The organism is Veillonella parvula, from assembly GCF_042850485.1.
Classification (GTDB): Bacteria; Bacillota; Negativicutes; order Veillonellales; family Veillonellaceae; genus Veillonella; species Veillonella parvula_Q.
In genome coordinates this window covers 573,229-599,261 of the sequence record NZ_AP031417.1, presented here as the reverse complement: position 1 = coordinate 599,261, position 26,033 = coordinate 573,229, and the positions used below count along the sequence as shown (strand labels likewise).

Below are 26,033 nucleotides of genomic sequence, written 5' to 3'. Positions count from 1 at the left end.
TCTTTTCTGTAAAATATAAACTTTACCCTTTTGGACTCGGAACTACGCGACCAGCCACATAGCGTTCAATAATATGGCGATCATCCCCTACATATAGCCAGCGCTCTAAACGCTCTTCCAAAGAACGTTCATTTGGGTCGAATAGGGACGTATCATCGATAATAAGGGCATCTAATTCATAGCCTTTTTCAAAGCTTCCAACGTGGCCAAAAAATTGTCCACCACCCTTGGTAGCCATATAGAAGGCTTCACTTAGGGTGAGAGGTGCATAGTTTTTGTCTACTTCAACCCATTTCATTTTGGATAAACCAATAGCTTCAGTAAGGACCTTTGCCATCGATACAATATGTCCACCAGAAATATCGGAGCCTAAACCGATTGGTATATTCCGCTCAATCAGCTTACGAATCGGTGCAATTCCGCTAGAAAGATTTACATTCGAATATGGACAATGAGATACCATGGTCTGCGTTTCAGCCATGCGATCCATTTCTACGTCACTCAAATGAATGCAATGGGCCATTACAGTTGGCACGGTACCCATCAAATGATGTTCATAGTACACATCTGTATAGTTTGACGACTCAGGATGTAATGATGCGACCCAATCAATTTCACCGTGATTTTCCGACAAATGAGATTGAACAGGAACATCGTATTCTTTCGCTAATTTAGCAAGTCCTGTCATGAGTTCACTCGTACAAGATGGTACAAAGCGCGGTGTAATAATAGGTTTAACTAAAGGTCCAAATTGAGCTGACGCATCTAACCATACTTTAGTATCAGCTAAGGATTGATTCGTTTCTTCAATCAAAAATTCCGGACTATTACGGTCCATGTTTACCTTGCCCACATAAGCTGACAATCCTGCTTTTTGTAAAAGCTCCATCAACACCAATGTGCTGTCTTTATGGATTGTGCCAAACAAAATACTTCTCGTCGTACCATTGCGCCATAAATCGTGAACAAAGGCACCATATACTAGACGAGCATAGTCAGGATCAATAAATTTTGCCTCTTCAGGAAATGTATAAGTTTCAAGCCATGGTAACAGTTCCTTATCCATACCAAGTCCACGATTACAATATTGTGGTGCATGCGCATGGGTATCCACAAAACCAGGAATAATGAGATTATCACCGTAATCAACAACATCATACTCTGTATAAACTGTAGGAATACTTTCACCACAATGAACAACCACCCCATCTACAGCAATAACATAACCCTGTTGAATAGATACAAGTGCTGATGGATTCGGTGTATATAATATATTTCCTTTTAAAATAATCGTTGAATTCATATAACCTCCTCGCGTGATTAGAGCCCTAAAGTACTGCGCCCATATACTACGCTAGATTTTCATTTAATAGACTATGCTATATGATTCATAGTATATGCTATTTAAATAGCAAAGTGAATGATGAACGCCACAGTCATGATGTACATAATAGGATGAATTTCATGATGACGACCTGTGGCCAATTTAATTAATGTATAAGAAATAAAACCAAAGGATAAACCTTGAGCAATACTAAATGTTAATGGCATAAGAAGAATTGTTAAGAATGCAGGCAATGCTTCCGTGAAATCAGTAAAATCAATATGCGTTACCTCACTCATCATAAATACGCCAATAGTAATCAGTACAGGTGCAGTCGCTTGTACCGGTACCAATAAGAACAATGGTGCAAAGAATAAAGATACCAAGTATAAAAGGCCAGTTACTACTGCCGTAAGACCTGTGCGACCACCATCAGCAACGGCTGCCGCACTTTCAATATAAGAAGTAACTGTAGAGGTACCTACAACGGCACCTGCTGCGGCACCAATAGACGTACATAGCAAGGCACGATTCAAACCTTCAAATTTCCCTTCTTCATTTACTAAGTTTGCTTTTCTCGTTACACCAATCAATGTACCGATATTATCGAACATATCCACAATAGTAATGGAGAAGATAATGGAGAAAAAGCCATACCCAATAGCACTCATTACATCAAGTTGACCAAATGTGTCTACTGGAAATGGTGGTACCAAGTTAAAGATATCCGAACTAGATATAGGAACCTTAGTCAAACCTAACACCATAGCCAAAATCGTAGTGAAGGCCATACCAATTAACAATCCACCCTTAATCTGCTTAGCTAATAAAATACTTGTAATAAACAAGCCTAACAATGTTAATAGTACTGCAGGATCTTTCATATTCCCAAGGGTTACAAATGTAGCATTATCAGAAATAATTATATGAGCATTTTTAAAGCCAATGAAGGCAACGAATAAACCAATACCTACGCCAATAGAGGTTTTCAGCACTTGTGGAATACCATCTACTATTTTATTAAGAACTTTAGTAACTGTTAAAATAACAAAAACTGTACCGGAAATAAAAACGGCACCTAATGCAGTTTGCCAACTAAGGCCCATAGCACCGCAAATGGTATACGAGAAAAATGCACTTAGGCCAAGTCCAGGTGCTACGATAACCGGAACATTAGCAACAAAACCTATTAGCATTGTCGCAAAGGCAGTTGTTAAAATTACAGCCGCTACAGCACTACCATGAGGCATTCCTGATACAGATAATAGATTGGGTATTACTGCCAGAATGTATACTGATGCAATAAACATTGTAATACCCGCAAAAATCTCAGTCTTTACTGATGTTCCATGTTTGGTTAACTTGAAAAACCGATCAAGACAACCATTGGCTTGATTACCTCTTTCATAATCCATTGAACTCATCGCACTTACCTCCTAAACTTTTAGAAATATAAATTTAGTTAAATAAAAAACGGCTACAAGAGCATCATAAATAAGCTCTTGTAGCCGTAAATCTCGGTTCACGCTAGAGAGACTTGACCCATCCCGTCAAGGTTATACAAGGTATGTAGTAGTTCTATACAGTTAATCTATATCATCACATTCAGATTCGATAAAGCAAAGATAAATAAGAAAAACTTTATATGCATGAATTTATATCATATATATTATGTAAATACCACATCTCACACTTAGTATAAAATTATTTTTATACACTGTCAATAACAATTGATGAATAATCATAAACTATTTTATTATCCTAGAAATTATTTTCTATAGACTTTATATCGTTAATTTTGTTATATACTTATAGACTGATACAGGAGCTCAATATATTAACCACTCCATTAATCCATCGTATAAAATTACATATAGCATTCATGTTTCAATACATATTTAAAGGCAGTATCGTAGTAACAGGTTTAAAATGATATTTATATGATACTAACTATTTCATAAATATATAAAAAGCTCCCTACTCAAAGAATAGGGAGCCTTAATAGTGTCGATTATTATTCTGCTTCTTCAGCTTCAAAATGCTTAGGAGCTTCTGGTTTCATCAACGGGAACAATAATACATCTCGAATGGATGCAGAGTCTGTTAAGAACATAACAAGACGGTCGATACCAACACCTAAACCTGCTGTTGGAGGTAAACCGTATTCAAGAGCTGTAACGAAGTCTTCATCCATGCGGTGAGCTTCATCATCGCCCGCTTCACGTTCTTTTAATTGATCCAAGAAACGTTGTTTTTGGTCGATTGGATCATTTAACTCGGAGAAGCCATTTGCCAATTCACGACCATAGATAAAAGCTTCAAAACGTTCTGTAGCCAATGGATTTTCACGACTTGCTTTAGCAAGTGGAGAAATCTCTTTAGGATGACCATATACGATAGTTGGCTGAATCAAGTTTTCTTCTACATAATCTTCAAAGCAAAGATTTAAGATTTTACCAATACCATCATTTTCTGTGTATTCTACATTTAAGCGATCAGCAATAGCACGAGCTTCTTCTATAGTTGTGACTGCATCAAAATCTTCACCAGTGTATTTTTTTACACCTTCAGCCATTGTGATACGATTCCAAGGAGGAGTCAAATTAATTTCTGTACCTTGGTATGTAATTTCTTGTGTACCAAGTACTTCTTGAGCACAGTAGGACACAAGATTTTCTGTTAAGCGAATCGCATCCTCTACATCGCCATAGGCTTGGTAGGATTCGATAGTAGTAAATTCTGGATTATGACGATTATCGATACCTTCGTTACGGAAGCAACGGTTCATTTCGAATACGCGGTCCATACCACCAACGATTAAACGTTTGAGATACAATTCTGGTGCAATACGCATGTAAATATCGATATCAAGCGCATTATGGTGAGTGATAAATGGACGTGCAGCAGCCCCACCAGGGATAGCATGCATCATCGGTGTTTCCACTTCCATGAAGCCATCACGCATCATGTATTCGCGAATCTTAGCAACGATTTGAGAGCGTTTTACAAATGTATCACGCACTTCAGGATTTACAATTAAATCAACATAGCGTTGACGGTAACGAAGTTCTGTATCCTTTAATCCATGCCATTTTTCTGGTAATGGACGTAAAGACTTAGATAACAATGTTAATTTGTTAACTTTAATGGTAACTTCACCGGTATGCGTTTTAAATACGTGACCTTCTACGCCGATGATATCACCAATATCAAGCATTTTAACGTATTTATAAGCATCTTCGCCCAATACATCTTTACGGAAGTATACTTGAATATCACCAGATTTATCACGAATATTCGCAAATGCCGTTTTACCATGGGAACGGATTGTCATCAAACGACCTGCAATAACTACAGGCTGGCCATCATATTTCAAGAAGAAATCTTCTTTAATATCTTTTGCGTAATCTTTTACGACAAAACGTTGGCCAAATGGGTAAATACCATCAGCTTCATATTCGGCTAATTTATCGCGGCGAATTTGCATTTGCTCATTCAGCTCTTCTTGTATATTTTTAATTTCTTCACTCATGTTATCGCCTCTTTGTCGGTAATTGTAAATTATTGGATTGCTAACACTTTGAATGTTACAGGACCATCTGGTGTGGAAACCTCTACTTCATCGCCCTTACGTTTACCCAAAATAGCTTTACCTACAGGAGATTCATTAGAGATACGATTGTTAAATGGATCCGCTTCAGAGGAACCAACGATAACATATTCCAATTCATCGTTGTACATAGTGTCAAGTACAGTAACTTTACTACCTACAGATACAACGTCACCTTTTACAGATTCATCGATAATCTTCGCAGTGTTAATCTTATTCTCTAACTCTACAATATGACCTTCAATAAAAGCTTGTTCATTTTTTGCATCATCATATTCAGAGTTTTCACTGATATCGCCATATTCAATAGCAGTTTTAATACGTTCAGATACTTCAATACGGCGTACAGATTTATAGTACGCTAATTCTTCTTCTAACTTCTTTAAACCTTCGGCGGTGAGTAATGTTTCTTTTACGTCTGCCATGGGTACCCCACTCTTTCTACATATAAATAATAAGAAAAAGTGTCATAGTAAGATGACACCTTATCTCTTGTTTCTAAATTATCTCAATCATTATATAAAAATACTATTTATTTGTCAATCTGACTACCCTTCGGACAGTATTTTGCGATATGATTCTAGCTCATTGTGAAAGCTCGTTACAGTATGAATTGTATTCACTCGATTGCGCCAATATGCAGATTCCGGAAGTCCCTTCATATACCAGCCCGCATGAGTGCGTATCTCCTTAACGGCCATACTTTCACCCTTGTATTGGCATAACAAGTCAAAATGCTTTAATAACATATCTAGACGCTCTATATCGGTCGGAGCTGGCAATACTTCACCAGTGGCTAAATAATGATGAATACGACCAAAGATCCAAGGATTCCCCTGTGCACCACGGCCTACCATTACAGCATCACAACCGGTTTCATCAAGCATTTGCTTAGCATCTTCAGGTTTCACTATATCTCCATTGCCAAGTACGGGTACAGATACAGCTTCTTTCACAGCCTTAATATAAGACCAGTCCGCATGTCCACTATACATTTGCTCCTTTGTACGCCCATGTACGGCAATAGCAGCCACACCTGTAGACTCAATGCGTTTTGCAAAATCCACAACATTGATAGAGTCACTATCCCAACCAATACGCATTTTTACAGTAACCGGTACATCAACAGCCTCAACAGCGGCTTCTGAAACACGAGCCGCTAGATCAGGATTTTTCATAAGTGCCGAACCATCGCCAGAGGTAACTACCTTTTTTACAGGACAACCCATATTTATATCTACAATATCGGCGCCTGCATCGGCCACAACCTTAGCCCCCAAAGCGATTGCTTCTGGATTAGAACCAAAAATTTGCATGGATACAGGACGTTCTGCATCTTCAATACGCAATAATTCATGAGTACGCTCATTCTTATATTTAATACCCATAGCACTGACCATTTCGGTACATACCAAGGCGGCACCTTGTTCTTTGGCCAGTAGTCGATACGCAATATCGCTAACCCCTGCCATAGGCGCTAATATGGCTTGTCCGTCAATTTTAACGGACCCAATTTGCCACTGTTTATTATTCATATAATTCTATATCCCCTAATAAAAAAGGTACAGCATAAGCTGTACCTGAATGTACACTACTTCGTTACATATACGTAACTATATTATAGTAGCATTATTTATTTCTTTCGTAAATAAGGCGTAAGCCTTCTAATGTAAGCATAGGTTCTACATGGTCAATGCAGTCTGTAGCACTGCTAATAAGTTGTGCCAAACCACCTGTAGCCACTACAGTTACATGATTTCCCATTTCTGCTTTCATACGAGACACGAGTCCTTCTACTTGCCCTACATAACCGTAGAACATACCAGATTGCATAGAAGACACCGTATTTCGGCAAATGACTTGCCCTGGGTCTCTCACATCGATACGAGGCAATTTGGCTGCCCGTTGAAATAGAGCTTCTGCAGAAATGGTTACCCCTGGACTAATAACCCCGCCCATATAATCACCATTACCTTGTACCGCACAATAGGTAGTAGCCGTACCAAAATCGATGATAATTAAATCGCCCTTATAAAGCTCATGTGCTGCTACAGCATTTACAATACGGTCAGCCCCTACTTCACGAGGATTATCATACTTAATAGCGATGCCAGTTTTAGTACCTGGACCTACAATAAGAGGATTTACATTAAAGTAGCGCAAACACACGCGCTCTAATGTAGGCATTAATGGTGGTACAACCGAGGAAATAATGATAGCATTAATATCTTTTACATCAACCTTACGGTCGTGAAAGAATAAGTTCATCATCAGCATGCCATATTCATCGGTGGTACGGACCCGATCTGTGGAAATACGCCAGTGACCCACAAGTTCTGTCTTGTCGTATACACCGAGAACAATATTGGTGTTTCCCACATCAATTACTAATAACATTAATGCCTCCTATTTACGTGGACGAATTGATACGTCCCCTGCCACAATACGTTTAATTGTCCCATCTGAGATTCTTACTAATAAATTACCATCTTCATCAATATCTGTAGCTACCCCTTCATAGGTATTGCCAGGAGCACGCACTTCAATTTCTTCACCGAGCGTAACAGATAATTGCCTCCATTCATTAAGGGTTTCTTCAAAGCCGCTATCGAGCACTTCATAATATTGATGTTCTAATTCTTCTAATATAAGTCTAAATGCTTCTGTGCGCTCAATATCAATATCTTCCATCGCAAGGGATGTAGCAATTAATTTCAACTCTTCTGGTAATTCTTCTTGTTTTGTTTTTACGTTGACCCCAATGCCCATTACAATATGAGAAATTTCTTCCATAGAACCAGACATTTCTGTCAAAATACCTACTAGCTTACGACCATTCACAAGAATATCATTAGGCCACTTTATCCCCGCATCGGTGAGCCCCATCTTATGAAATGCCTTCGTCAAAGCTACAGCAGCCATCAAAGTACACTTTGGAGCCTCTACAGGTGGAAAATCAGGCCGTAAAATCAAGCTAAACCACAAGCCTTTGCCAAATGGAGAATACCAACCGCGAGATAAACGCCCACGACCAGCAGCCTGTTCCTCAGTAACCACAACCGTACCTTCTTCTGCACCTTGTTGAGCTAAACGACGAGCTTCTAAGTTCGTAGACTCCGTGGTATCCATATAAACATATCGTTTACCAAATACATCTGTTTTTAAGATTTGTTTCATTGCCAAGGGGCTCAACAAATCAGGTTCTTCCAATAATCGATACCCTCTCTTGGTATAAGATTCAATTTTGTAGCCTTTTTGACGTAACGCCTTGATATGTTTCCAAATAGCTGTGCGCGAAACATGGCAGGCTTCGGACATATCTTGTCCCGATACGAAACTACCTTGGTTTTGTCTCAAGAATTCTAGCACTTCATCACGCATAGTTTAGAGCCCCTTTCTTTGTCAACCTAGGTTTACAATTCGATTGTACAAGTGTACCTTGTAAAATGCAAGGATTATTTAAAATAATTAATGTTATAATGTATATAGTATAAAGGTATACATAAAAAAATAGATAACAATAATGCTATCTATTATCCTTCGGAGAGATATATGAAACAGTTTACATTAGAAGAGAAAAATCAAGTTTTAGAGAACCCTTTTATCCATATTCATCGAAAACTGGATGTACTACTCAATATAGGGAAGTTACTAATGGAATGTGGGGCAAATACAAATCGAATCATTGAGGAAATGCTAAAAGCCGCAACATTTATGGGAATTCCTCATGATTACTTAAATATCCATATTTCATATACCACTATTATGGTCAATCTATTACACAAAGAACGATCCATAACAGTCTTCAGAAAAACACCAGTTCATATTCCGAATATGGCTATGATCAATGCCGTATCAAAGCTCACATGGCGCGCCTTTGAGCGACATTACTCACTAACGACCTATGAACGACTAATTGCCAAACTGGATACAACTATACCAACGTATCCAAACTGGATAAAAGGACTAGCTTGTGCACTAGGTTCGGCAGGTCTTGCATACCTTTACAGTGGCGATATTATCGCATTCATCGTTACCATCATATGTTCTAGTATTGGTTATTTTACGCGCACCCTATCAGGCAGATTAGGGCTTAATGAATATGTAGGAATCGCATTAGGCGGATTTGGTGCCATGATATCGGCTTACGCTTTTTATAGTCATGTAAATAATGAATCCTTACTATATGTACTCGTTTGCTGTACCTTGTTCATGATTCCTGGGGTACCATTGATCAATTGTGTCATCGATATCATTAATAATCATATTTTATCGGGTATGACACGCGCTATTAGAACATTACTCATCGTGGGTAGCATGACTTTAGGTATGGCCATGGCACTCTACTTTAGCCCTGCACCAGCATTTAATTTTGTTGATATTAAACCTCATGTTATTTCCATTGAGCAAGTTATCGGTTCTTTTACAGCTGCAGCTGCTTTTGCGGTACTTTTTAATGCTCCTGTCAGACTATTAGTATCCATTGGTATTGGTGGCGTACTATGTGTATGTATTCGCAATATACTATCCGTAGAATTAGGATTTTCTACACCAGGTGCTACCTTTATTGGTGCTGCCATTATGAGTATTATTTTTGTAAAAGTTTCTACTTGGTTAAAAACATCTAGCACTATCATTATCGTGCCGTCTGCCATCGCATTAATGCCCGGTATACTGTACTACCGATTTCTCTTCGACATGTTACACATCAATGCATTAAATGATGCTAGTCTAATCCTTATGATACAAAATGGTGTAACTGGCACATTTACAACTATAGCTATAGCAATCGGTGTAGCTATACCAAATGTTTTGGCACAAAAATATTTGCAAAAACTAAAAGAACAACGCATGACAGAACTTCTTGCCACACGTCATATAAACGATGGACAGTAAAAAAGAGCTAGCCTTCTAAAAAGGCTAGCTCTTTTTCATTTGGACAAAATCCATTATTTAATTTCATTAGATGATGCTTCACTAGGATCTGCTACAGTACTAGTTATTTCTTTAGCATCAACACTCTCTGGTACTACGCTACCTTCTACTTCAGAAGCTACTTTAGGCTCCTCAGCTTCAGGTTCTTTTGTTGTACCATATTTGTAAAGATTATCTACCGCTTTCGCATCGATTGTTTCCTCTTCTAACAAAGCATTTGCCATGTCATGTAAGAATTTTTCATTATCGCTAAGAAGTTTTGTTACATCTTTATAAGCTTCTTCTACGATACGATGAATTTCAGAGTCGATTTTCGCAGCGATTTCTTCACTATAGTTGCGCTCATGGCCTAGGTTTTTTCCTAAGAAGATTTGTTCTTGTTGTTCACCAAACACGATAGGACCAAGCTCATCGCTCATCCCCCAACGCGTTACCATAGCGCGAGCAGTATTAGTTACACTTTGAAGGTCCCCAGAAGCGCCTGTACTGATTTCATCTAAAATCAAGGCTTCTGCAATTCGACCACCAAGAGCAACTCGAATATCTGCTAATAATTGAGATTTTGTTTTGTAGTTTTGTTCCTCAGTAGGAAGCATCATAGTGTAGCCACCAGCTGCACCACGAGGAATAATCGTTACTTTATGAACAGGATCTGCATGAGGCAATAGATGTGCCACGATAGCATGACCAGATTCATGGTATGCTGTCAATTTACGATCCTTATCGCTCACAATATGACTGCGGCGTTCAGGTCCCATACTAACTTTTTCACTGGCTTCTTCAACTTCAGCCATAGTAATTACTTTTTTGTTAAGACGAGCCGCCAAAAGAGCTGCTTCATTTAACAAATTGCTCAAGTCTGCACCAGTAAAGCCTGGAGTTTTCTTCGCAATTATTTTCAAGTCTACATCATCAGCCAAAGGCTTATTACGAGCATGAACTTTCAAAATTGCTTCACGGCCGCGTAGGTCTGGACGACCTACAATAACTTGACGGTCAAAACGACCTGGACGTAAAAGTGCAGGATCTAGAATATCTGGGCGGTTTGTTGCAGCGATAGTAATAATACCTTCGTTGGCACCAAAGCCATCCATTTCAACGAGCAATTGGTTTAATGTTTGTTCACGTTCATCGTGACCACCACCAAGGCCGGCACCACGTTGGCGACCAACCGCATCAATTTCGTCTATAAAGATGATACATGGGGCGTTCTTTTTCGCTTGTGTGAAAAGATCACGCACACGAGAAGCACCAACACCAACGAACATCTCTACAAAGTCAGAACCAGAAATCGTAAAGAATGGTACCCCTGCTTCACCAGCAACAGCTTTAGCAAGTAATGTTTTGCCTGTACCTGGAGGTCCTGCCAATAATACACCTTTCGGAATTTTAGCACCGATAGTTGTAAATTTGCCTGGATCCTTTAAGAACTCTACTACTTCTTCTAATTCTTGTTTTGCTTCTTCAGCGCCAGCTACATCTTTGAAGCTAACCTTTACATTGCCTTCACCCATCAATTTAGCACGGCTTTTACCAAAGTTCATCACTCGGCCACCGCCACCTTGCGTTTGTTGCATGATGAAGAAGAATAATACTACCAAGATGATAATCGGAATAGCAGAACCTAACAAGCTCATCCACCAAGCAGGTTGCTCAGGTGGAGCTGCAGTAATTTCTACACCATTATCTTGTAAAGTTTTGATTAATGTTTCATCAGTTGGCGCATAAGAATTGAATTCTGTTCCATTTTTTAGTTTACCTTTAATACCATGATCATTGGTAATCGTTACGGACTCAACCTTTTTCTGTTGTACTTGTTGAATAAATCCTGTATAACTGAGTTCAGATTTATTCGCACTTTGACCAGAGAAAGCGTCAATGGCGATAACGAAAGCGGCAATGATAAGTAAATAAAGGACGATATTTTTAGTAAATCGACCCAAAATATTACCCCTTTCAATAATAGTTTAGTGGCATAAACGAATTGAGTACATCTCGTTGAGAGATGCACTCATATATTATATCATATTTTTAATCTTGATACATTTCTTCCTTTAAAATACCTATATAAGGTAAGTGTCGATATTTTTCTGCATAGTCTAAACCATAGCCGATAACAAAGTAGTCAGGAATGACAAAGCCTACATAGTCTACTTCTACATCCATTTTACGGCGTTCAGGCTTATTCAATAACGCTGCAAGGCGTACACTTTTAGCTCCACGGGCATGTAAATTTTCTAGCAAGTAATGTAATGTTGTACCCGTATCTACAATATCTTCTACAACGAGTACATGCTTTCCTTCTACAGAGCGATCCAAATCTTTTAAAATTCGAACTACCCCTGTACTTGTTGTACCGCTGCCATAGCTAGAGCAAGAAATAAAATCGAAGCTTACATCCACATTCTCATCGATAGAACGAGCTAAATCTGTAAAAAAAACGATAGCACCTTTCAATACCCCTACGAGAACTACGGATTCCCCTTTATAGTCAGCACTGATTTGATGACCTAATTCAGCCACACGTGCCTTTAATTGTTCCTCTGTATATAAAATATCTTTTGCATCTTGATGCATCTATATGACCTCCGCAATTCATATTAATGTTTGCAATATACTTTTATTGTATCACATTGAGCACTTACTTTTATACTTTTTATATTGAAAGTTTTCTTTTCCCCAGTGTTAACAATGTCGAGTAATTGCTCTTGATGAGCAGTGGTAAGCTTGATTTCAGGATCAAAGATGCTCACCAGTCTTTGCCACAATCGACGTTGGATAGCCAACGGCTTCTTACGTAACCCCCTACGAGATATAAACGCGCCCTCATCAGAGATAGTTACTAACTCATCAAACGCCATATCCGTTAAATTAGAAATAAGAGAAATGTCTTCGCGTACAGAAGCCCCTAGCCTTACTATAGCATCGATAACGATAGGATTAATGGCTTTTAACTCAGGTATAATGCGATGACGAATTCTATTTCTTTGATATCGCACATCCTCATTTGTACTATCTATACAGTAAGAAATATCTTTCTCTTTTAAATATAGAAGTAATTCTTCTTTTGTGACATCTAACAGAGGTCTTACTACTGGAACAATATAATCATTACTAACAACGGCCATGCCTGTCAAACCATTAAGTCCAGTCCCTCTAATAAGATGTGCTAAAATTGATTCTGCTTGGTCATCTTTATGATGAGCTACTGCAATATAGTCATACCCCTCAGACTGTGCTATACCGGTTAGCCATTGATACCGAACTTGGCGGCCTATAGTTTCCTCTGATAGCTTTTGAGCTTGACTCAATTTAGGCACGTCAAAGACAGCCGTATAAAATGGCAGTCCTAGCACGTCCGCTTGATTTCGTAACCATAGGACCTCATCCTTACTTTCAAGACGAATACAATGATCTACGATAGCAACTCCAAGCTCATATACTGTATGGCGATGTGTAGCAATATCTTGCAATAAATGCAATAAAGCCATCGAATCAGGACCACCAGAACAAGCTACCAAGATACGACAATTCTCAGGAAATATATCATGTAATTTTAAAGTGTGATTAACGGTTCGAATGAGTGCTTTCACATTCACGGGCCATCGCCTCCATACCATCTTGGTCGCTCACAAATACATGAGGGACCTCATAGGAATCCATAAAGGACGTTAAAATCTCTGCCCCAGCAACAATAATGTCGGCACGCCCAGCGGGTAAACCTTTTACTTGTAGTCTCTCATCACGACTCATATACCGCAATTTCATAATAATGCCTTCCACTGTTTCACGGCTCAATTTATGACCTTGTACCTTTGTGCCATCATAATGGTCTAAACCTAAATCAATAGCAGCCAAGGTTGTTAGGGTTCCTCCAATACCGATAAATTCACCAAATTCACCTTCAATCCTCATCGGGTCCCAAAGAAAACGAGTTTCCTCCCACACTCGTTGAGGCCCTTCGTCAGATATAGATTGAAGGCGTACCGCTCCCACAGGATAAGAACGACTCCAGTACACTCCGTCCTTGTTACCTAATGCAAGTTCTGTACTACCTCCACCAATATCGATGGTCGTATAATGACGTCCATCCTTTAATTGATCTCCTAACGCACCATTAAAACCATAAATAGCCTCCTCAGCACCAGATAAAATTCGCCACTCCATAGGACAGTATTCATTAATACGTTCCATAAATGCAAGTCCATTGGCTGCTTCACGAACAGCACTCGTCGCAAAACCAAAGCAATAGTCAGCACCGTATTCATTTGCTATTTTTTGTATATCCGTAAAGGCTTGATAGGATGCTTCCATGGATTCATCTCGCAAGGTACCATCTGTATTTCGTTGACCTAAACGGGTAGTCCACAACTGCTTAGGCTCATAACGCCACTCGTTATTCTCATAGGTAGCCAATAATAAACGCACCGAATTAGAGCCAATATCTATAATTGCTAACTTCATAATTGCTCCTTACATATAAATAGCATTTTTCTAATACTATTATAGCGTTAATACTCTATACATAAGTAAAGAGATGGCTAGATGCCATCTCTCACTATTAATCTCGACGACCACCTCGGCCTCCGCGTTTTCCTTCGGTATTGCGTTTTAAATCGTGTAATCGTTCATTGCTATCGCGCAAGAATGATTTCATCTTCGCTTCGAAAGACTCTATGCTTTGTTTCGATTGAACACGATGAGGACGTTTTTCTTCGTCCATCCCCTCTTTAGGTTGTGTTTGACGAATGGAAAGTCCTATTTTATTACCATCAATAGATAAAACCTTAACCTTTACTGGATCCTCAACTTTTAAAAGGGTATTAATATCTTCGATATATCCATGAGCTACTTCAGAAATATGAACTAACCCTGTTTGCTTTTCTCCTAAATCAACAAATACGCCGAATTTTGTAATACCTGATACGGTACCATCAATAATGTTACCAACTTCGATTGCCATGCAACCTCCTAATTAATGCGGAAACCTTAAACTACAAACTGATGCAAAGAAAAAATAATAGAATACACTCTATTTTACATATGGTACTTCACCAGGCTTTACCAATCCTAACTCCTCACGAGCAACCCCTTCTATGGTCTTTGGATCTTGTAACCTAGCCTTTTCCTGTTCTAACTCTTCATTTCGCTGCTGTAACTCTTGCAATTGTTGCTCTATATGTTGTTTTTCTTGATATACAGCCACCAAGCGATAAGCCTGCCCTAACAGTAACAGCACCATAATCCCTATGCCAATTCGCTTGATCCACATGAGGATAATACGCTGGTCCTGTGCTTTGCGATTAGGACGAACCCGTTTGCGTGGCCTTTTTGGGCGTTGTACATCCATAGTGTCCTGAGTCATAATGTCCCCCAAATATTCATCATCTGTATACTGTCATTTTTAGATTATACCACATAACAGAGCTTGGGACTAAAGAAAATTACAGATATTTCTCATTAAGAACGGTAACATAAATCCGTATAAATTTAAAACTCCATATGCAATGTAAACTTTCTATATACAAAAGTAAATATCCACTTACATAGCCTCAGCCTTTGCAACATGTTCACGAATGACAGCACAAGAAGCTTTAAATAAAGCTAGCTCTTCATTAGTTAGTTGCAGTTCAAAAACATCTTCGATACCATCTTTACCAATAACAGCAGGAGTAGATGCAAATATTCCTTCTTCTCCATATTGTCCATTTAAATAACAGGAGCAAGGCAATACCTTCTTTTCATCATGGAATACGGCGCGAATCAATTCTGTGGTAGCACTCGCAATACCAAACTCCGTAGAGCCTTTACCAGCTAGTACATGATAGCCACCAATTTTAACATCATCTAGTACTTTTGTATGGTCAAGTTTAGGAAATCTATGAGGTAGCTCTCGATATAATTCTAAAAGTGGTTTACCTTGTACACAGACATGGGACCACGGCACCATGGCACTACCTCCATGTTCACCTAAACAGTAGGCCGTAATAGAGCGATTACTAATAGTAAAGATATGAGCTAATTCTTTTTGCAATCTAGCTGAATCTAGAGCGGTTCCCGTTGAAATAATACGCTTAGGATTCCACTCAAGATGTTTACATAAATAGGTAGCTACTACATCAGCAGGATTAGAAATGGAAATGATGAAACCTTGAAAAGAAGACTGCTTAATACGTGGAATAACGTCTTCTAGTACAGCCACTGTTTCACCAAGGCTCTCAAGGCGATCCTGATACAAATTCGGCAAAGGCCCCGCACTAAAAACGAGGATATCACAATCTCCACATTCTTCAATAGGACCTGATGTAGCAGTTACTTGATGTGGAATATAGCTAACGGCATCATTAATATCCATAGCTTGCGCCTGAGCTTTTTTCTCGTCAATATCCATCAAATATAATTCATCAACCTCACCTTGCAAGGCTAAAGAAAATGCCACATGAGAGCCTACATGGCCAGTGCCAATAATACCTACCTTACGTAACTTCATAAGAGCCTCCATACCTTAGCATAAAACGATAGCATATCCTCAAATGCCAATTATTTAAATCACGTATATCTGTATATGATTTATCTTAATAGAATCATAACTCATTTAAATTCATCTCATCCAAATTGAGTGGGAACAAATCTTTTCCTTCCATCGCTTGAGGAGATTTTTCTAAATATTGTTTACGCATGGACCATAAAATATCCAAATCTGTAGGATCCAATTTTGATAATGCATATATCATAGTAAAGTCAGAACCATAGTGCCCACGTAAGCTATCAGGTACACCCTTAGAGCCTTCACCACTAATGCGGTTATTAAAGAACCCTTGGATACGACGATTACCTAAATCTATAATAATAAAACCTGATCCATCATACACATATAATGTATGATTAACACGTTTTAATGCACGTACTGTATTCGTAATAAAATACTGGTCCTTCAAATCAATGAGGGACGACTCATAACCAGAATGGTAAAAGTCACCATAATAATGGGCCCCTCCATCAGTAGACTCCAACAAGCCTTTAAATTCTTTTTGCTCTTCAGCACTGAAATCGGATAAAGATTTTAGCTTTGTTATATTCCGTAAACCTCGTTGGTAATCATCCGATTTAGTTGGCTCTATATGTTGCCCCCTAAAGGTTATTGGCATTAAACGAAGTGCATTATCAGATAAATTATAAATCCCTAGTCCTTCATAACCTAAGAAATACACTTGTGATCCACTAGTCTTCATAGCTAATATTCGTTTTGAAATAATGGCATCACTAGAATTAACCAGTGTATGCGCTTCTGGATCAATACGTACTGTTTTACTATCATAATTTGCTCCTACAGCAAGCCAGTAAGATATCCCCATTATAATAAGTGCCAGTACAAATAATCCAATACGTTTTATATTCATCTACGCTCTCCACGACTTTCCAATCATAAAACGTAAAAGCATGCGTACAATATGTATCGTGTTTACAGTGTATCTAACATTAGATTATATACGATTCTAGCTTATGCACCCAATTGAGCTAATCGGTCAGCAATCTTAGTCCCTTTATATGTGAATGTTGGTAATAGCTGAGATAGCGGTTCTAGTACAAAATTACGATTCCAAAAATGAGGATGCGGTATCACAAGACTCTCATCACACAAAGAAATCATCTTTCCCTCTATATCGTACACTAAAATAATATCCAAATCTAATGTGCGAGGTCCCCAATGAATCAATCGTTTTCGTCCAGCCTCCTGCTCTAATTGCTGAATAAGGCTGAGCATTTGATGTGGATCTAGAGTGCTTTCACAAGACCATACGCCATTGACAAAGGTGTCTTGTTCCGTATATCCCCACGGCTCAGTTTCAATCAGAGGAGAAGTGACTAGCCTGGAAATTGCCTCATGATGTAGTAAGGATTGAAAAGCAGAACTGATGTAGCCTCTCTTATCCCCCATATTCGAGCCTACACCGATGTAATAGGTATACATCAAATTTGTCCTCTTGTGGTGATAACCTCAACATAATCTAAAATACCTGAAATCGGTACAGATGGTTTACGCACCGTTACAGATAGACCTACGATGCCTTGATAATATTGGTACAAGGAATCGGCAATAAGCGCCCCTAATCGTTCTAACAGATTATGCTTTTCACCAGTCATAATTGATTCTACAGTTTCATATACCTCTACATAATTGATGGAATCCTCTAATTGATCACTTTGACCAGCCTTTGTAAGATCAGTTATTATTTCTACATCTACAAAAAATCGTTGTCCTTGTTCTTGCTCAGATGCCAAATTTCCGTGATATCCGTAGAATGCCATATTTTTTAAAACGATTCTATCCATTATTCACCTCGTAACAAGCCGTCTGCTACAGCTAAGGCGCGTTTGTGCATTTTCACATTGTGAACTCGCACCATATCGACGCCTTGGAATACGCCTGTAATACAAGCAGCTACCGTACCTTCATCGCGATCTTCTGGAGGCAATCCGCCTAACATAGATCCGATGAAACGCTTGCGGCTTGGAGCAAGCAAAACAGGGTATTCATAAGCAGTTAACTCACCCAAGCGTTGCATAACTTCAATATTTTGTTCTTCAGTTTTACCAAAGCCAATACCTGGGTCAAGCCAGATTTGTTGTGGCGTTACACCCTCTTTCAACGCTTTATCAATAGCGCAGAAGAAGAAAGCTTTCATATCTTCAATGATATCACCATAGTTTGTATCATTACTATTATGCATGATGATAACAGGTACCTTATATTTAGCCACCACCGCGGCCATGTCAGGGTCATAATGTAAGCCCCATACATCATTTAGAATATGTGCCCCTTTTGAGAAAGCATATTCTGCGGTTTTTGCATGATATGTATCGATAGATACAGGAACGGTAGAGGCCTTTAACACAGGTTCTATCAATAAAGAAAGACGTTCTATTTCTTCGTCCGTAGTCAAAGGTGTAGAACCTGGTCGTGTAGACTCAACGCCTAAATCGATAATATCTGCACCATCTTCAATCATTTGTTTCACATGAGCAGTAGCTGTTTCTGGTGTATTAAATTGCCCCCCATCAGAGAAGGAGTCAGGTGTACCATTCAGTATACCCATGATAAGGGTACGATCACACAAAGATAAGTTTTTGCCATCATTCCATGTATAATTTCTACGTTTAAACATTTACCTGTCCTCCGCCTAACATTGCCAACGCTTCATCCCTTACTGTACCTGTTTCAGCTAATACGCCTCGGCTTTCTAATGTAATTACCTTTGAATCTTGCTGCATAGTTCCTTTAATAAGCATACATAATTGAGTCGATGTAATACGAACAAAAACACCATGAGCAGATAAATCATTCATTATCGCATCTGCTAATTCAGATGCTAACCGCTCTTGTAATTGCGGTCTGCGACTGAGTATATTAACAACATCTTGAAACTTACTGAGCCCTGCCACACATCCATCCTTGGGTTGATACACAATGTCTACAGTCCCAAAGAATGGCAATAAGTGGTGCTCACACATAGAATAAAAGGGAATACCTGTAACGGCTATAAGTCCCTTGTAATCAGTGCTAAACGTTTCACCCCATACCGATTTTGTTTCGACTCCTACGCCACTAAATAACTCACTATATAATTCTGTTACACGACTTGGTGTCTTTTCTAACTCTGGTGCCTCTGTATCAACAGATAAAGCCTCTAAGAATTGCTTTATCCCGTCATTTGCACGTTGATTCATCGGTCCTCCTAAACAATCTTTGTCGTCCAATCTTCAATATTCCAAATATCCGTAACCCAATCTTGATAGAATTCAGGCTCGTGACTTACCAATATAATTGTACCTTTAAAATCACGTAATGCACGGCTCAGTTCTTCTTTTGCATATATGTCTAAATGGTTAGTCGGTTCGTCTAGGACCAACACATTGTACTTATTCTGCATGAGCTTACATAGGCGAACCTTCGCATTCTCACCACCTGAAAGTACGCGCATTTGAGACGTAATATGTTCATTTGTAAGGCCACAACGAGCTAATGCTGCACGCACCTCTGCATTTGTCATCGCCGGATATTCATTCCAAATATAATCTAACGCTGTTTCGGAATTGGATGGCGTATCCTCTTGGGCAAAATAGCCAACTTGTAAGAATTCACCTTTTACCAACTCACCACTAACAGGCTTTAATAGACCTAAAATAGTCTTCAACAACGTTGTTTTACCTAAACCATTGACACCGCGAATAGCAATTTTTTTGTTTCTTTCAATTTGAAAGTCTACTGGTCTTGTTAATGGTTCATCATAACCTAATTGCAGTCCGAAAGCCTCTACGATAAAGCGACTTGGTGTACGGCCTTCTTTAAAGCCAAAAGTGGGCTTGATATACTCTTTTGGCTTTTCTAGAATTTCCATCTTTTCTAAGCGCTTTGCTCGAGAATTTGCCATACCACGTGTTGCAACGCGCGCTTTATTGCGCTGAATAAAGTCTTCCATACGCTCAATCTCTTGCTGTTGACGTTCATACGCCTTAGCTGCTTGCGCTTTTTTCACCTCGTAAGCAGCTTGGAACTGATGATAATCACCAGTATAACGCGTAAGCACCGCTTGTTCGATATGGTAAATAACATTGACTACGGAGTTTAAAAACTCCATATCATGAGAAATCAAGATAAAGGCATTTTCATAATTTTGCAAATAGTTTTGCAACCACTGAATATGCTCCACATCAAGATAGTTTGTCGGTTCGTCTAAGAGCAAAATAGTCGGTTTCTCTAGTAATAGTTTTGTGAGCAAAACCTTGGTACGTTGACCACCGCTGAGCTCTGTTACATCTCTATCTAAGCCGATATCCATAAGTCCCAATCCGGCAGCGGTACGCTCAATAACCGCATCAATTTCATAGAACCCACGTTGCTCAAGAATTTCTTGCCATTCCCCTACCTGTTCAAGTAGCTTATTCATTTCATCTTCGGATACATCACCCATACGATTATACGCATCGTTAATGTTTTGCTCCATGACGAACAAATCATCAAAAGCACGTTGTAATACATCACGGATGGTCATACCTTTTTCAAGAACAGCATGTTGATCCAAATACCCAACAGTTACCTGATTGGACCATTCAATTTTCCCCTCATCAGGTGGCAATTTACCTGTAATGATATTAAGAAACGTAGACTTACCTTCACCATTTGCACCAATGAGGCCTACATGTTCACCTTTTAGCAAACGGAATGATGCATCATCTAAAATTTGTCGTGCTCCAAAACCATGAGTTACATTTGAAACGGTTAAAACACTCATATCTATCTCCACCGGAATAAAAGCCGTCTTGTTGAAGACGGCTTATTTCATACTTACTTAAATATTATATCTATTGTACCTTTTTGACCTCTATATGTCAAAAATTGAACTTACTTACACATCGCATAACGCAAGGCTACAACAGCCATAATCTTAGCACCCTTAATCGCTTGGTCTAACCCATAGTCAGATCCAGCAGCACAAGTAAATTCTGGCGTATGCACTTCTAAACCTAATCCAATCTGCAAGGTAGGCTGTGCTGTTGGTACTTCGTAAGACACATTACCTACATCAGTGCTACCATCCGCCTCATCATCAGGCAATATTCGTGGGCTTTCACCAAATTCAGTCATCACATCTTTAAAGAGATTTAATAACTGTTTATCTTGACGCATATCCTTAAAGAGTGGCTCATAGTGATGCATCTCAACTTGAGCTCCATAGGATGAACCGATTTCTTGGGCTGCCTCTTTAATAGCCGGCAAAATAATACCTTCTAAATCATCCACTGTACTACCACGAACAGTCATACGAATCGTAGCCTTTGGTGTAACCACATTTGGTGCCGTACCTGCCTCTGTAAAGATGGCACCTACAATAGCACCTTTAGGAAAGGTCTTTTTTAAATCTTTTACCCTTTGATATAAGTCTACCGCACAATCTAAGGCATTGATTCCTGAGTCTGTTAAAGATGCAATATGACAAGAACGTCCATGGAACGTAACCTCTAGAGGATGTGTCGCCAAGGATGTACCTCCTACCTCATTTTCTCCACCTGGATGAATGATAAGTGCTGCCTCATAGCCTTTAAAAAGACCGGCTTCTGCCATATATACCTTACCACCAATAGTTTCCTCTGCAGGGCACCCAAAGAATGTTGTACCCCAATCCTGTGGTGCACTTTGACTAAAAGCAACAGCAGCACCTAAGCTCATCATAGCAATAAGGTTATGACCACAGCCGTGGCCTAGTTCCGGTAACGCATCATATTCACCTAAGAAGGCTATTTTATGCCGTGCAGTACCGTTATAGTCGCCCCGTAACGCTGTTTGTAACTCTGGCCGATTAGTTAGACTTACATGAGATATAAAATTATGTGTTTCTAAGAATTGGTGAATTACCTTTACTGCTTTATGCTCATTCAAGCCCAATTCAGGATTATCGTGTAAATATATGGAAACTGCACGCAATTCCCATGCCATACTATCTATGATGGCACAGGCGCGAGCCTCTCGTTCTTGTAGTGTCATAACTCCCCTTGTTATTATCTAATATCTTATTACCTATTATCTTATTACCTATTATTTTATTACCTAATATCACGGTAACTACTATTTTTATCTAATATCTATTTGTCTATTAAGTAAAATCGTTCATCCAAAAGCTCTTAACTATTTCGTATAAGGATGAACGATGATGGTATTAGAAATATATCTAAAGCTAATCGTCGCTCCTAGCGGTAATGTTTGATGTGGCGCCCCATGTCCCGTTGGCACATAGCATACAAAAGGATCTGGTAATTTTGGATTTCTATTTTCCTCCATATAGCGCAATGCTTCATAACCTAAATCGTAATCACGCTCATCTTCATCTCCTTCACAATCTGTAAAGGTACCAATGACTAAGCCTTTAATACGGCTCAACAAACCGCTGAGTCGAAATTGTTGTAACATGCGATCCAGCTTATAAGGAGCCTCCCCGACATCTTCAATAAATAGTAAGGTATCTTCCCATGATTCATTCTCTAAAAAATAAGGCGTTCCCGATAACATGGATAACATCGTCATATTACCACCTCGTAAAATACCCTCACCAAGTTCTGTGCCAATCGCACCTCGGGGAGGCTCTGGCAAGGGTTCTATAACTTTTAATTTGCCTTCTAAAGCATTAAATAGCGTATCAATATCTGACTTACGGTCTAATTTAAAATCTACCCCCATAGGTCCATGATACGTAATGAGGCGGCTGTATCGATTAATAGCCATATGAAGTGCTGTACAATCACTATATCCAACAAAAGCCTTCCGATACTTACGAATCGCTTTATAATCTAATAAGTCTAAATAGCGCATCGTGCCATAACCACCGCGCAAAGCAAGAACCGTATCACAAGGAGCCGCAGTCATCATGTACTGAAATTCTACGGCTTGCTCCTCAGGCGTGCCTCCATATAGCCCCTTTCTCCTTGCACTTTCACCTACAAGCACCTTATAGCCTTTAGTCTTACAAATTTCTTCTATTCTATGTAAATCTTCATCGCTAGCACTAGCAGGTGCCATAATACCTATGGTCATCCCCGGTGCCAAACGTTTTGGTTCAATCCAGTCCATATATCCTCAGAAAATACCTGTTAACTTATAATATATTAATAATCCCATGCAACAAAAGACTAATATATTAATATTCCCATACAACAAAAGACGTACACAAGGTGTACGTCTTAAGTGTATCTTATTTGTATGCTTTTTTAAAGTCAACAAGTCCCAATGTGGTCCAGAAATAATTTTGAATTGTTCCGTTTGTCACATATGGTTGTGTTGTAAAGTACAACGGCATAACAAGAGATTCATCAAAAATCATCTTTTCTGCTTCATGCATCAACGCATCACGAGCCGCCCCATTTGGAGTTGTACGAATACGTGCAATCAACTCATTATACTCATCACTATGATACTGACCATCGTTATCTTCAGCAGAGAATACCTCTAAAAAGTTTTGTGGATCGCTATAATCGGCAACCCAAGAAGCGCGAGCTACTTGGTACTTGCCAGCTTCACGGTCTGCCAAGAATACCTTTGTCTCTTGATTTTGTAAGCGTACATCTGCGCCAAATGCATTTATCCATGCATCTTGAATCGCTTCTGCAATAGCTTTATGTAATTCACTTGTATTATACAAAATCGTAATTTGCGGCAATGGACGATTCTTACCATAGCCAGCCTTTTTCAGGATTTCCTTGGCTTGCTCTACATCTTCGTATACGAGATAGCTACCAGCTTCACGGAAGTCTTCACGACCATTACTTTCAAGCATACCATATGGTACGAATGCATAAGCTGGTTCTTTACCGCCTCTAACAATATTATTAACAATATTAGCACGGTTGATAACCATAGAAAAGGCTTTACGCACATCTGGATCTGTGAAAGGTTCTGCTTTAACATTGAATACGTAATAATAGTTACCAAGCATAGGTCCAATATGTAATAGGCCGGCTTCTTCTAGACGTTTTTGATCCGCTACAGGAGGCTCAACCGTCATATCAGCTTCGCCACCTTCAACTAAGGTAAGGCGTGTACTTTGAGACTCACTAATAGGCCAATTCATTTTCTCTGTCTTCACAGATTCTGCATCCCAATAGTTTGGATTCTTAATGAAATCCATTTCCCCATTATGCTTCCAAGAAAGTAAACGATATGGACCATTAGATACTATTGTTTCCGCATTAGCCGCCCAGTTTTCGTGAGCTTCTACTGTTTTTTTACTCACTGGATAATAGCTATGAGACGCTAATAATTTCAAGAAATAAGCCGTTGGATTTTCTAAGGTAACTACCAATGTATCCTCATCAATAGCTTTAACCCCAACATCTTCAGCTGCAGCTTTCCCCGTATTAAAAGCTTCACCATTTTCCAATACATATAACATATATGCATTATCCGCATGGACTTCAGGGTCTAATACGCGCTTCCAAGCGTATTCAAAGTCATAAGCCGTCAAAGGCTCTCCATTGGACCATTTTAAATTAGGTCGTAAATGGAAGGTATACTCACGACCATCATCGGAGATGTCCCAATTTTTAGCAAGTGCTGCTTCAGGTTCACTTTCATCATTCAAACGAACTAGACCATCGAATAATTGAAGTTGAACCGTAGCCTCCGGAGAGGTAGTAGACTTTGCGGGATCCAATGTGGATGGTTCCTGCTCAATAACATAGCGGATTGTGTGTTCATCGATTGGTTGAACACCACGAGGGTACCCAAATACGAATAAGAGTACGCTCACCCCTAGAGCGAGGACAATGAGTTTTAACAAGTTTCGTTTATCCATCATGGCAATGCTTCCTCTACAAATTCTTTCATGATGCGCCCAACTTGAGCGCCTAACTCTTTACCTCGGTCATTATCGATATCGCTCATTAAAAGGATAAAACAAAAATAACCCCTAAATGTTTCTATTACACCCCCATCATGTTCTACACGATCAAGGGATCCTGTTTTATGGTGAAAGCGTATGCCTTCTCCCCAGTAAAATGGTAAGATATCACGGAATTGTTGGCGACCTAAGATATTCCACATTTCTCTGCCATAAGCATCTCTATCACGACATTCAAAAATGTGTTTATACAAACGAGCTAACGACATAGCTGTAATGTGATTATCACGACCTTCAGCTAGGGCGTTAAAGTCCATCATCATGCGATTAAGCTCCATCTCATCCACACCAAGCTTTTCTGCACGAGCATTGATATTTTCCATGCCGAGCACTGTGATGAGTAGATTTGTTGCAATATTATCACTAAGAACCATCATGAGACGGCATAACTCAAGATATGTAAAACTATGTTTACCAACTAACTCTTGTAGTGCGCCGCCACCTTCAACGCGTGGAGTTCTAGATAAAGAAACTGTATCATTAATGTCCAATTGCTCAGTACGAGCTAAATGAAAGACATATTCCATGATAAGTACCTTAATTAAACTCGCACTAGAATGTACAGTATTTTCACCTCTAGCTGCGATGAGTGTTGGTTCCTCTTCATCATCGAATTGTAGCACCGCATAAGAAATATTCCCTGCTGGTGCCAATTCTTTAATGACTGTATCTAGTTGATGTTCCAAGGACTTGCCAACAATTAGTTTTTCCATAC

The 26,033-nt window shown here is 39.2% G+C and carries 25 protein-coding genes and 1 riboswitch; of the genes, 1 reads left to right on the top strand and 24 read right to left on the bottom strand.

Annotated features, from left to right (window positions below; translation table 11 throughout):
* Positions 1-22: 22 nt before the first annotated feature.
* The 7 genes from guaD to ACGHIY_RS02535 all read right to left on the bottom strand — a co-directional run bounded on the left by guaD (position 23) and on the right by ACGHIY_RS02535 (position 8,315).
* On the bottom strand, positions 23-1,303 hold the full coding sequence (gene guaD, locus ACGHIY_RS02565) for a guanine deaminase (protein WP_119562106.1): 1,281 nt from the start codon (positions 1,301-1,303) through the stop codon (positions 23-25).
* A gap of 101 nt (positions 1,304-1,404) precedes the next feature.
* Positions 1,405-2,748, bottom strand: coding sequence for an NCS2 family permease (locus ACGHIY_RS02560; RefSeq protein WP_060919854.1), 1,344 nt, complete (start codon positions 2,746-2,748; stop codon positions 1,405-1,407).
* Positions 2,749-2,809: 61 nt separating this feature from the next.
* Positions 2,810-2,908, bottom strand: a riboswitch (purine riboswitch).
* Between the two features lie 430 nt (positions 2,909-3,338).
* Entirely contained in the window at positions 3,339-4,856 is a 1,518-nt protein-coding gene (lysS, locus tag ACGHIY_RS02555; protein ID WP_008715811.1) for a lysine--tRNA ligase, read from the bottom strand.
* 29 nt (positions 4,857-4,885) lie between these two features.
* The gene (gene greA, locus ACGHIY_RS02550; RefSeq protein WP_004695428.1) at positions 4,886-5,359 is read right to left on the bottom strand and encodes a transcription elongation factor GreA; all 474 of its coding nucleotides are present in this window, start codon (positions 5,357-5,359) and stop codon (positions 4,886-4,888) included.
* Positions 5,360-5,482: 123 nt separating this feature from the next.
* Positions 5,483-6,469, bottom strand: coding sequence for a tRNA dihydrouridine synthase DusB (gene dusB, locus ACGHIY_RS02545; RefSeq protein ID WP_270279376.1), 987 nt, complete (start codon positions 6,467-6,469; stop codon positions 5,483-5,485).
* A gap of 94 nt (positions 6,470-6,563) precedes the next feature.
* The gene (locus ACGHIY_RS02540) at positions 6,564-7,331 is read right to left on the bottom strand and encodes a type III pantothenate kinase (RefSeq protein ID WP_123138497.1); all 768 of its coding nucleotides are present in this window, start codon (positions 7,329-7,331) and stop codon (positions 6,564-6,566) included.
* A 9-nt stretch (positions 7,332-7,340) separates the two neighbouring features.
* Entirely contained in the window at positions 7,341-8,315 is a 975-nt protein-coding gene (locus ACGHIY_RS02535; RefSeq protein ID WP_004695422.1) for a biotin--[acetyl-CoA-carboxylase] ligase, read from the bottom strand.
* A 171-nt stretch (positions 8,316-8,486) separates the two neighbouring features.
* On the opposite strand from ACGHIY_RS02535, the gene ACGHIY_RS02530 reads away from it, so the two are divergent.
* Complete coding sequence (locus ACGHIY_RS02530; RefSeq protein ID WP_004695419.1) at positions 8,487-9,830, top strand: threonine/serine exporter ThrE family protein; 1,344 nt, start codon at positions 8,487-8,489, stop codon at positions 9,828-9,830.
* Positions 9,831-9,883: 53 nt separating this feature from the next.
* Here ACGHIY_RS02530 and ftsH read toward each other — a convergent pair whose 3' ends face one another.
* The 17 genes from ftsH to ACGHIY_RS02445 form a co-directional block, all read right to left on the bottom strand.
* A complete protein-coding gene (gene ftsH, locus ACGHIY_RS02525) occupies positions 9,884-11,812 on the bottom strand; it encodes an ATP-dependent zinc metalloprotease FtsH (RefSeq protein WP_004695418.1) in 1,929 nt (642 codons plus the stop codon).
* A gap of 88 nt (positions 11,813-11,900) precedes the next feature.
* Entirely contained in the window at positions 11,901-12,446 is a 546-nt protein-coding gene (gene hpt / locus ACGHIY_RS02520; protein ID WP_004695416.1) for a hypoxanthine phosphoribosyltransferase, read from the bottom strand.
* A gap of 23 nt (positions 12,447-12,469) precedes the next feature.
* Positions 12,470-13,468 (bottom strand): tRNA lysidine(34) synthetase TilS, encoded by a 999-nt coding sequence (gene tilS, locus ACGHIY_RS02515; RefSeq protein ID WP_004695413.1) that lies wholly within the window; start codon positions 13,466-13,468, stop codon positions 12,470-12,472.
* Entirely contained in the window at positions 13,437-14,333 is an 897-nt protein-coding gene (locus tag ACGHIY_RS02510) for a phosphatase (RefSeq protein WP_004698482.1), read from the bottom strand. Before ACGHIY_RS02510 ends, tilS begins: the two co-directional genes overlap by 32 nt.
* Positions 14,334-14,430: 97 nt before the next feature.
* The gene (locus ACGHIY_RS02505; RefSeq protein ID WP_004695410.1) at positions 14,431-14,832 is read right to left on the bottom strand and encodes a S1 RNA-binding domain-containing protein; all 402 of its coding nucleotides are present in this window, start codon (positions 14,830-14,832) and stop codon (positions 14,431-14,433) included.
* 69 nt (positions 14,833-14,901) lie between these two features.
* Positions 14,902-15,234: a septum formation initiator family protein gene (locus ACGHIY_RS02500; protein WP_004698500.1), complete on the bottom strand. Its 333-nt coding sequence runs from the start codon at positions 15,232-15,234 to the stop codon at positions 14,902-14,904.
* Positions 15,235-15,411: 177 nt separating this feature from the next.
* Positions 15,412-16,359, bottom strand: coding sequence for an L-lactate dehydrogenase (locus ACGHIY_RS02495; protein WP_004695406.1), 948 nt, complete (start codon positions 16,357-16,359; stop codon positions 15,412-15,414).
* Positions 16,360-16,453: 94 nt separating this feature from the next.
* Entirely contained in the window at positions 16,454-17,269 is an 816-nt protein-coding gene (locus tag ACGHIY_RS02490) for a hypothetical protein (RefSeq protein WP_004695404.1), read from the bottom strand.
* A 101-nt stretch (positions 17,270-17,370) separates the two neighbouring features.
* Positions 17,371-17,841: a 2-amino-4-hydroxy-6-hydroxymethyldihydropteridine diphosphokinase gene (gene folK / locus ACGHIY_RS02485; protein WP_004695402.1), complete on the bottom strand. Its 471-nt coding sequence runs from the start codon at positions 17,839-17,841 to the stop codon at positions 17,371-17,373.
* Positions 17,841-18,203 carry a dihydroneopterin aldolase gene (folB, locus tag ACGHIY_RS02480; RefSeq protein ID WP_004695400.1) on the bottom strand — a complete coding sequence of 121 codons (363 nt, stop codon included), beginning with the start codon at positions 18,201-18,203 and terminating at the stop codon, positions 17,841-17,843. The genes folK and folB overlap by 1 nt, the downstream gene beginning before the upstream one ends.
* Complete coding sequence (gene folP / locus ACGHIY_RS02475; protein ID WP_004695397.1) at positions 18,203-19,036, bottom strand: dihydropteroate synthase; 834 nt, start codon at positions 19,034-19,036, stop codon at positions 18,203-18,205. The genes folB and folP overlap by 1 nt, the downstream gene beginning before the upstream one ends.
* Positions 19,029-19,598, bottom strand: coding sequence for a GTP cyclohydrolase I (folE, locus tag ACGHIY_RS02470; protein WP_060919845.1), 570 nt, complete (start codon positions 19,596-19,598; stop codon positions 19,029-19,031). The genes folP and folE overlap by 8 nt, the downstream gene beginning before the upstream one ends.
* A gap of 8 nt (positions 19,599-19,606) precedes the next feature.
* On the bottom strand, positions 19,607-21,163 hold the full coding sequence (locus ACGHIY_RS02465; RefSeq protein ID WP_004695392.1) for an ABC-F family ATP-binding cassette domain-containing protein: 1,557 nt from the start codon (positions 21,161-21,163) through the stop codon (positions 19,607-19,609).
* A gap of 110 nt (positions 21,164-21,273) precedes the next feature.
* Positions 21,274-22,413, bottom strand: a complete 1,140-nt coding sequence (locus tag ACGHIY_RS02460) for an amidohydrolase (RefSeq protein WP_270279379.1) — start codon at positions 22,411-22,413, stop codon at positions 21,274-21,276.
* Positions 22,414-22,554: 141 nt separating this feature from the next.
* Positions 22,555-23,493: an LD-carboxypeptidase gene (locus ACGHIY_RS02455; protein ID WP_270279380.1), complete on the bottom strand. Its 939-nt coding sequence runs from the start codon at positions 23,491-23,493 to the stop codon at positions 22,555-22,557.
* A 121-nt stretch (positions 23,494-23,614) separates the two neighbouring features.
* Complete coding sequence (locus tag ACGHIY_RS02450; RefSeq protein WP_390525651.1) at positions 23,615-25,216, bottom strand: peptide ABC transporter substrate-binding protein; 1,602 nt, start codon at positions 25,214-25,216, stop codon at positions 23,615-23,617.
* Positions 25,213-26,031: a serine hydrolase gene (locus ACGHIY_RS02445; protein ID WP_390525650.1), complete on the bottom strand. Its 819-nt coding sequence runs from the start codon at positions 26,029-26,031 to the stop codon at positions 25,213-25,215. The genes ACGHIY_RS02450 and ACGHIY_RS02445 overlap by 4 nt, the downstream gene beginning before the upstream one ends.
* Between the last annotated feature and the right edge of the window lie 2 nt (positions 26,032-26,033).

What these genes read in the sequence shown, in the direction of transcription:
- ACGHIY_RS02540 (WP_123138497.1), bottom strand. Translation starts at nt 7,331, where the DNA reads ATGTTATTAGTAATTGATGTGGGAAACACCAATATTGTTCTCGGTGTA.
- dusB (WP_270279376.1), bottom strand. Translation starts at nt 6,469, where the DNA reads ATGAATAATAAACAGTGGCAAATTGGGTCCGTTAAAATTGACGGACAA.
- lysS (WP_008715811.1), bottom strand. Translation starts at nt 4,856, where the DNA reads ATGAGTGAAGAAATTAAAAATATACAAGAAGAGCTGAATGAGCAAATG.
- ACGHIY_RS02505 (WP_004695410.1), bottom strand. Translation starts at nt 14,832, where the DNA reads ATGGCAATCGAAGTTGGTAACATTATTGATGGTACCGTATCAGGTATT.
- ACGHIY_RS02495 (WP_004695406.1), bottom strand. Translation starts at nt 16,359, where the DNA reads ATGAAGTTACGTAAGGTAGGTATTATTGGCACTGGCCATGTAGGCTCT.
- ACGHIY_RS02445 (WP_390525650.1), bottom strand. Translation starts at nt 26,031, where the DNA reads ATGGAAAAACTAATTGTTGGCAAGTCCTTGGAACATCAACTAGATACA.
- folP (WP_004695397.1), bottom strand. Translation starts at nt 19,036, where the DNA reads ATGTTTAAACGTAGAAATTATACATGGAATGATGGCAAAAACTTATCT.
- ACGHIY_RS02535 (WP_004695422.1), bottom strand. Translation starts at nt 8,315, where the DNA reads ATGCGTGATGAAGTGCTAGAATTCTTGAGACAAAACCAAGGTAGTTTC.
- ACGHIY_RS02510 (WP_004698482.1), bottom strand. Translation starts at nt 14,333, where the DNA reads ATGAAGTTAGCAATTATAGATATTGGCTCTAATTCGGTGCGTTTATTA.
- ACGHIY_RS02490 (WP_004695404.1), bottom strand. Translation starts at nt 17,269, where the DNA reads ATGAATATAAAACGTATTGGATTATTTGTACTGGCACTTATTATAATG.
- ACGHIY_RS02450 (WP_390525651.1), bottom strand. Translation starts at nt 25,216, where the DNA reads ATGATGGATAAACGAAACTTGTTAAAACTCATTGTCCTCGCTCTAGGG.
- folB (WP_004695400.1), bottom strand. Translation starts at nt 18,203, where the DNA reads ATGGATAGAATCGTTTTAAAAAATATGGCATTCTACGGATATCACGGA.
- hpt (WP_004695416.1), bottom strand. Translation starts at nt 12,446, where the DNA reads ATGCATCAAGATGCAAAAGATATTTTATATACAGAGGAACAATTAAAG.
- ACGHIY_RS02455 (WP_270279380.1), bottom strand. Translation starts at nt 23,493, where the DNA reads ATGGACTGGATTGAACCAAAACGTTTGGCACCGGGGATGACCATAGGT.
- ACGHIY_RS02500 (WP_004698500.1), bottom strand. Translation starts at nt 15,234, where the DNA reads ATGACTCAGGACACTATGGATGTACAACGCCCAAAAAGGCCACGCAAA.
- greA (WP_004695428.1), bottom strand. Translation starts at nt 5,359, where the DNA reads ATGGCAGACGTAAAAGAAACATTACTCACCGCCGAAGGTTTAAAGAAG.
- folK (WP_004695402.1), bottom strand. Translation starts at nt 17,841, where the DNA reads ATGTATACCTATTACATCGGTGTAGGCTCGAATATGGGGGATAAGAGA.
- folE (WP_060919845.1), bottom strand. Translation starts at nt 19,598, where the DNA reads ATGAATCAACGTGCAAATGACGGGATAAAGCAATTCTTAGAGGCTTTA.
- ACGHIY_RS02530 (WP_004695419.1), top strand. Translation starts at nt 8,487, where the DNA reads ATGAAACAGTTTACATTAGAAGAGAAAAATCAAGTTTTAGAGAACCCT.
- ACGHIY_RS02460 (WP_270279379.1), bottom strand. Translation starts at nt 22,413, where the DNA reads ATGACACTACAAGAACGAGAGGCTCGCGCCTGTGCCATCATAGATAGT.
- ACGHIY_RS02465 (WP_004695392.1), bottom strand. Translation starts at nt 21,163, where the DNA reads ATGAGTGTTTTAACCGTTTCAAATGTAACTCATGGTTTTGGAGCACGA.
- ACGHIY_RS02560 (WP_060919854.1), bottom strand. Translation starts at nt 2,748, where the DNA reads ATGAGTTCAATGGATTATGAAAGAGGTAATCAAGCCAATGGTTGTCTT.
- guaD (WP_119562106.1), bottom strand. Translation starts at nt 1,303, where the DNA reads ATGAATTCAACGATTATTTTAAAAGGAAATATATTATATACACCGAAT.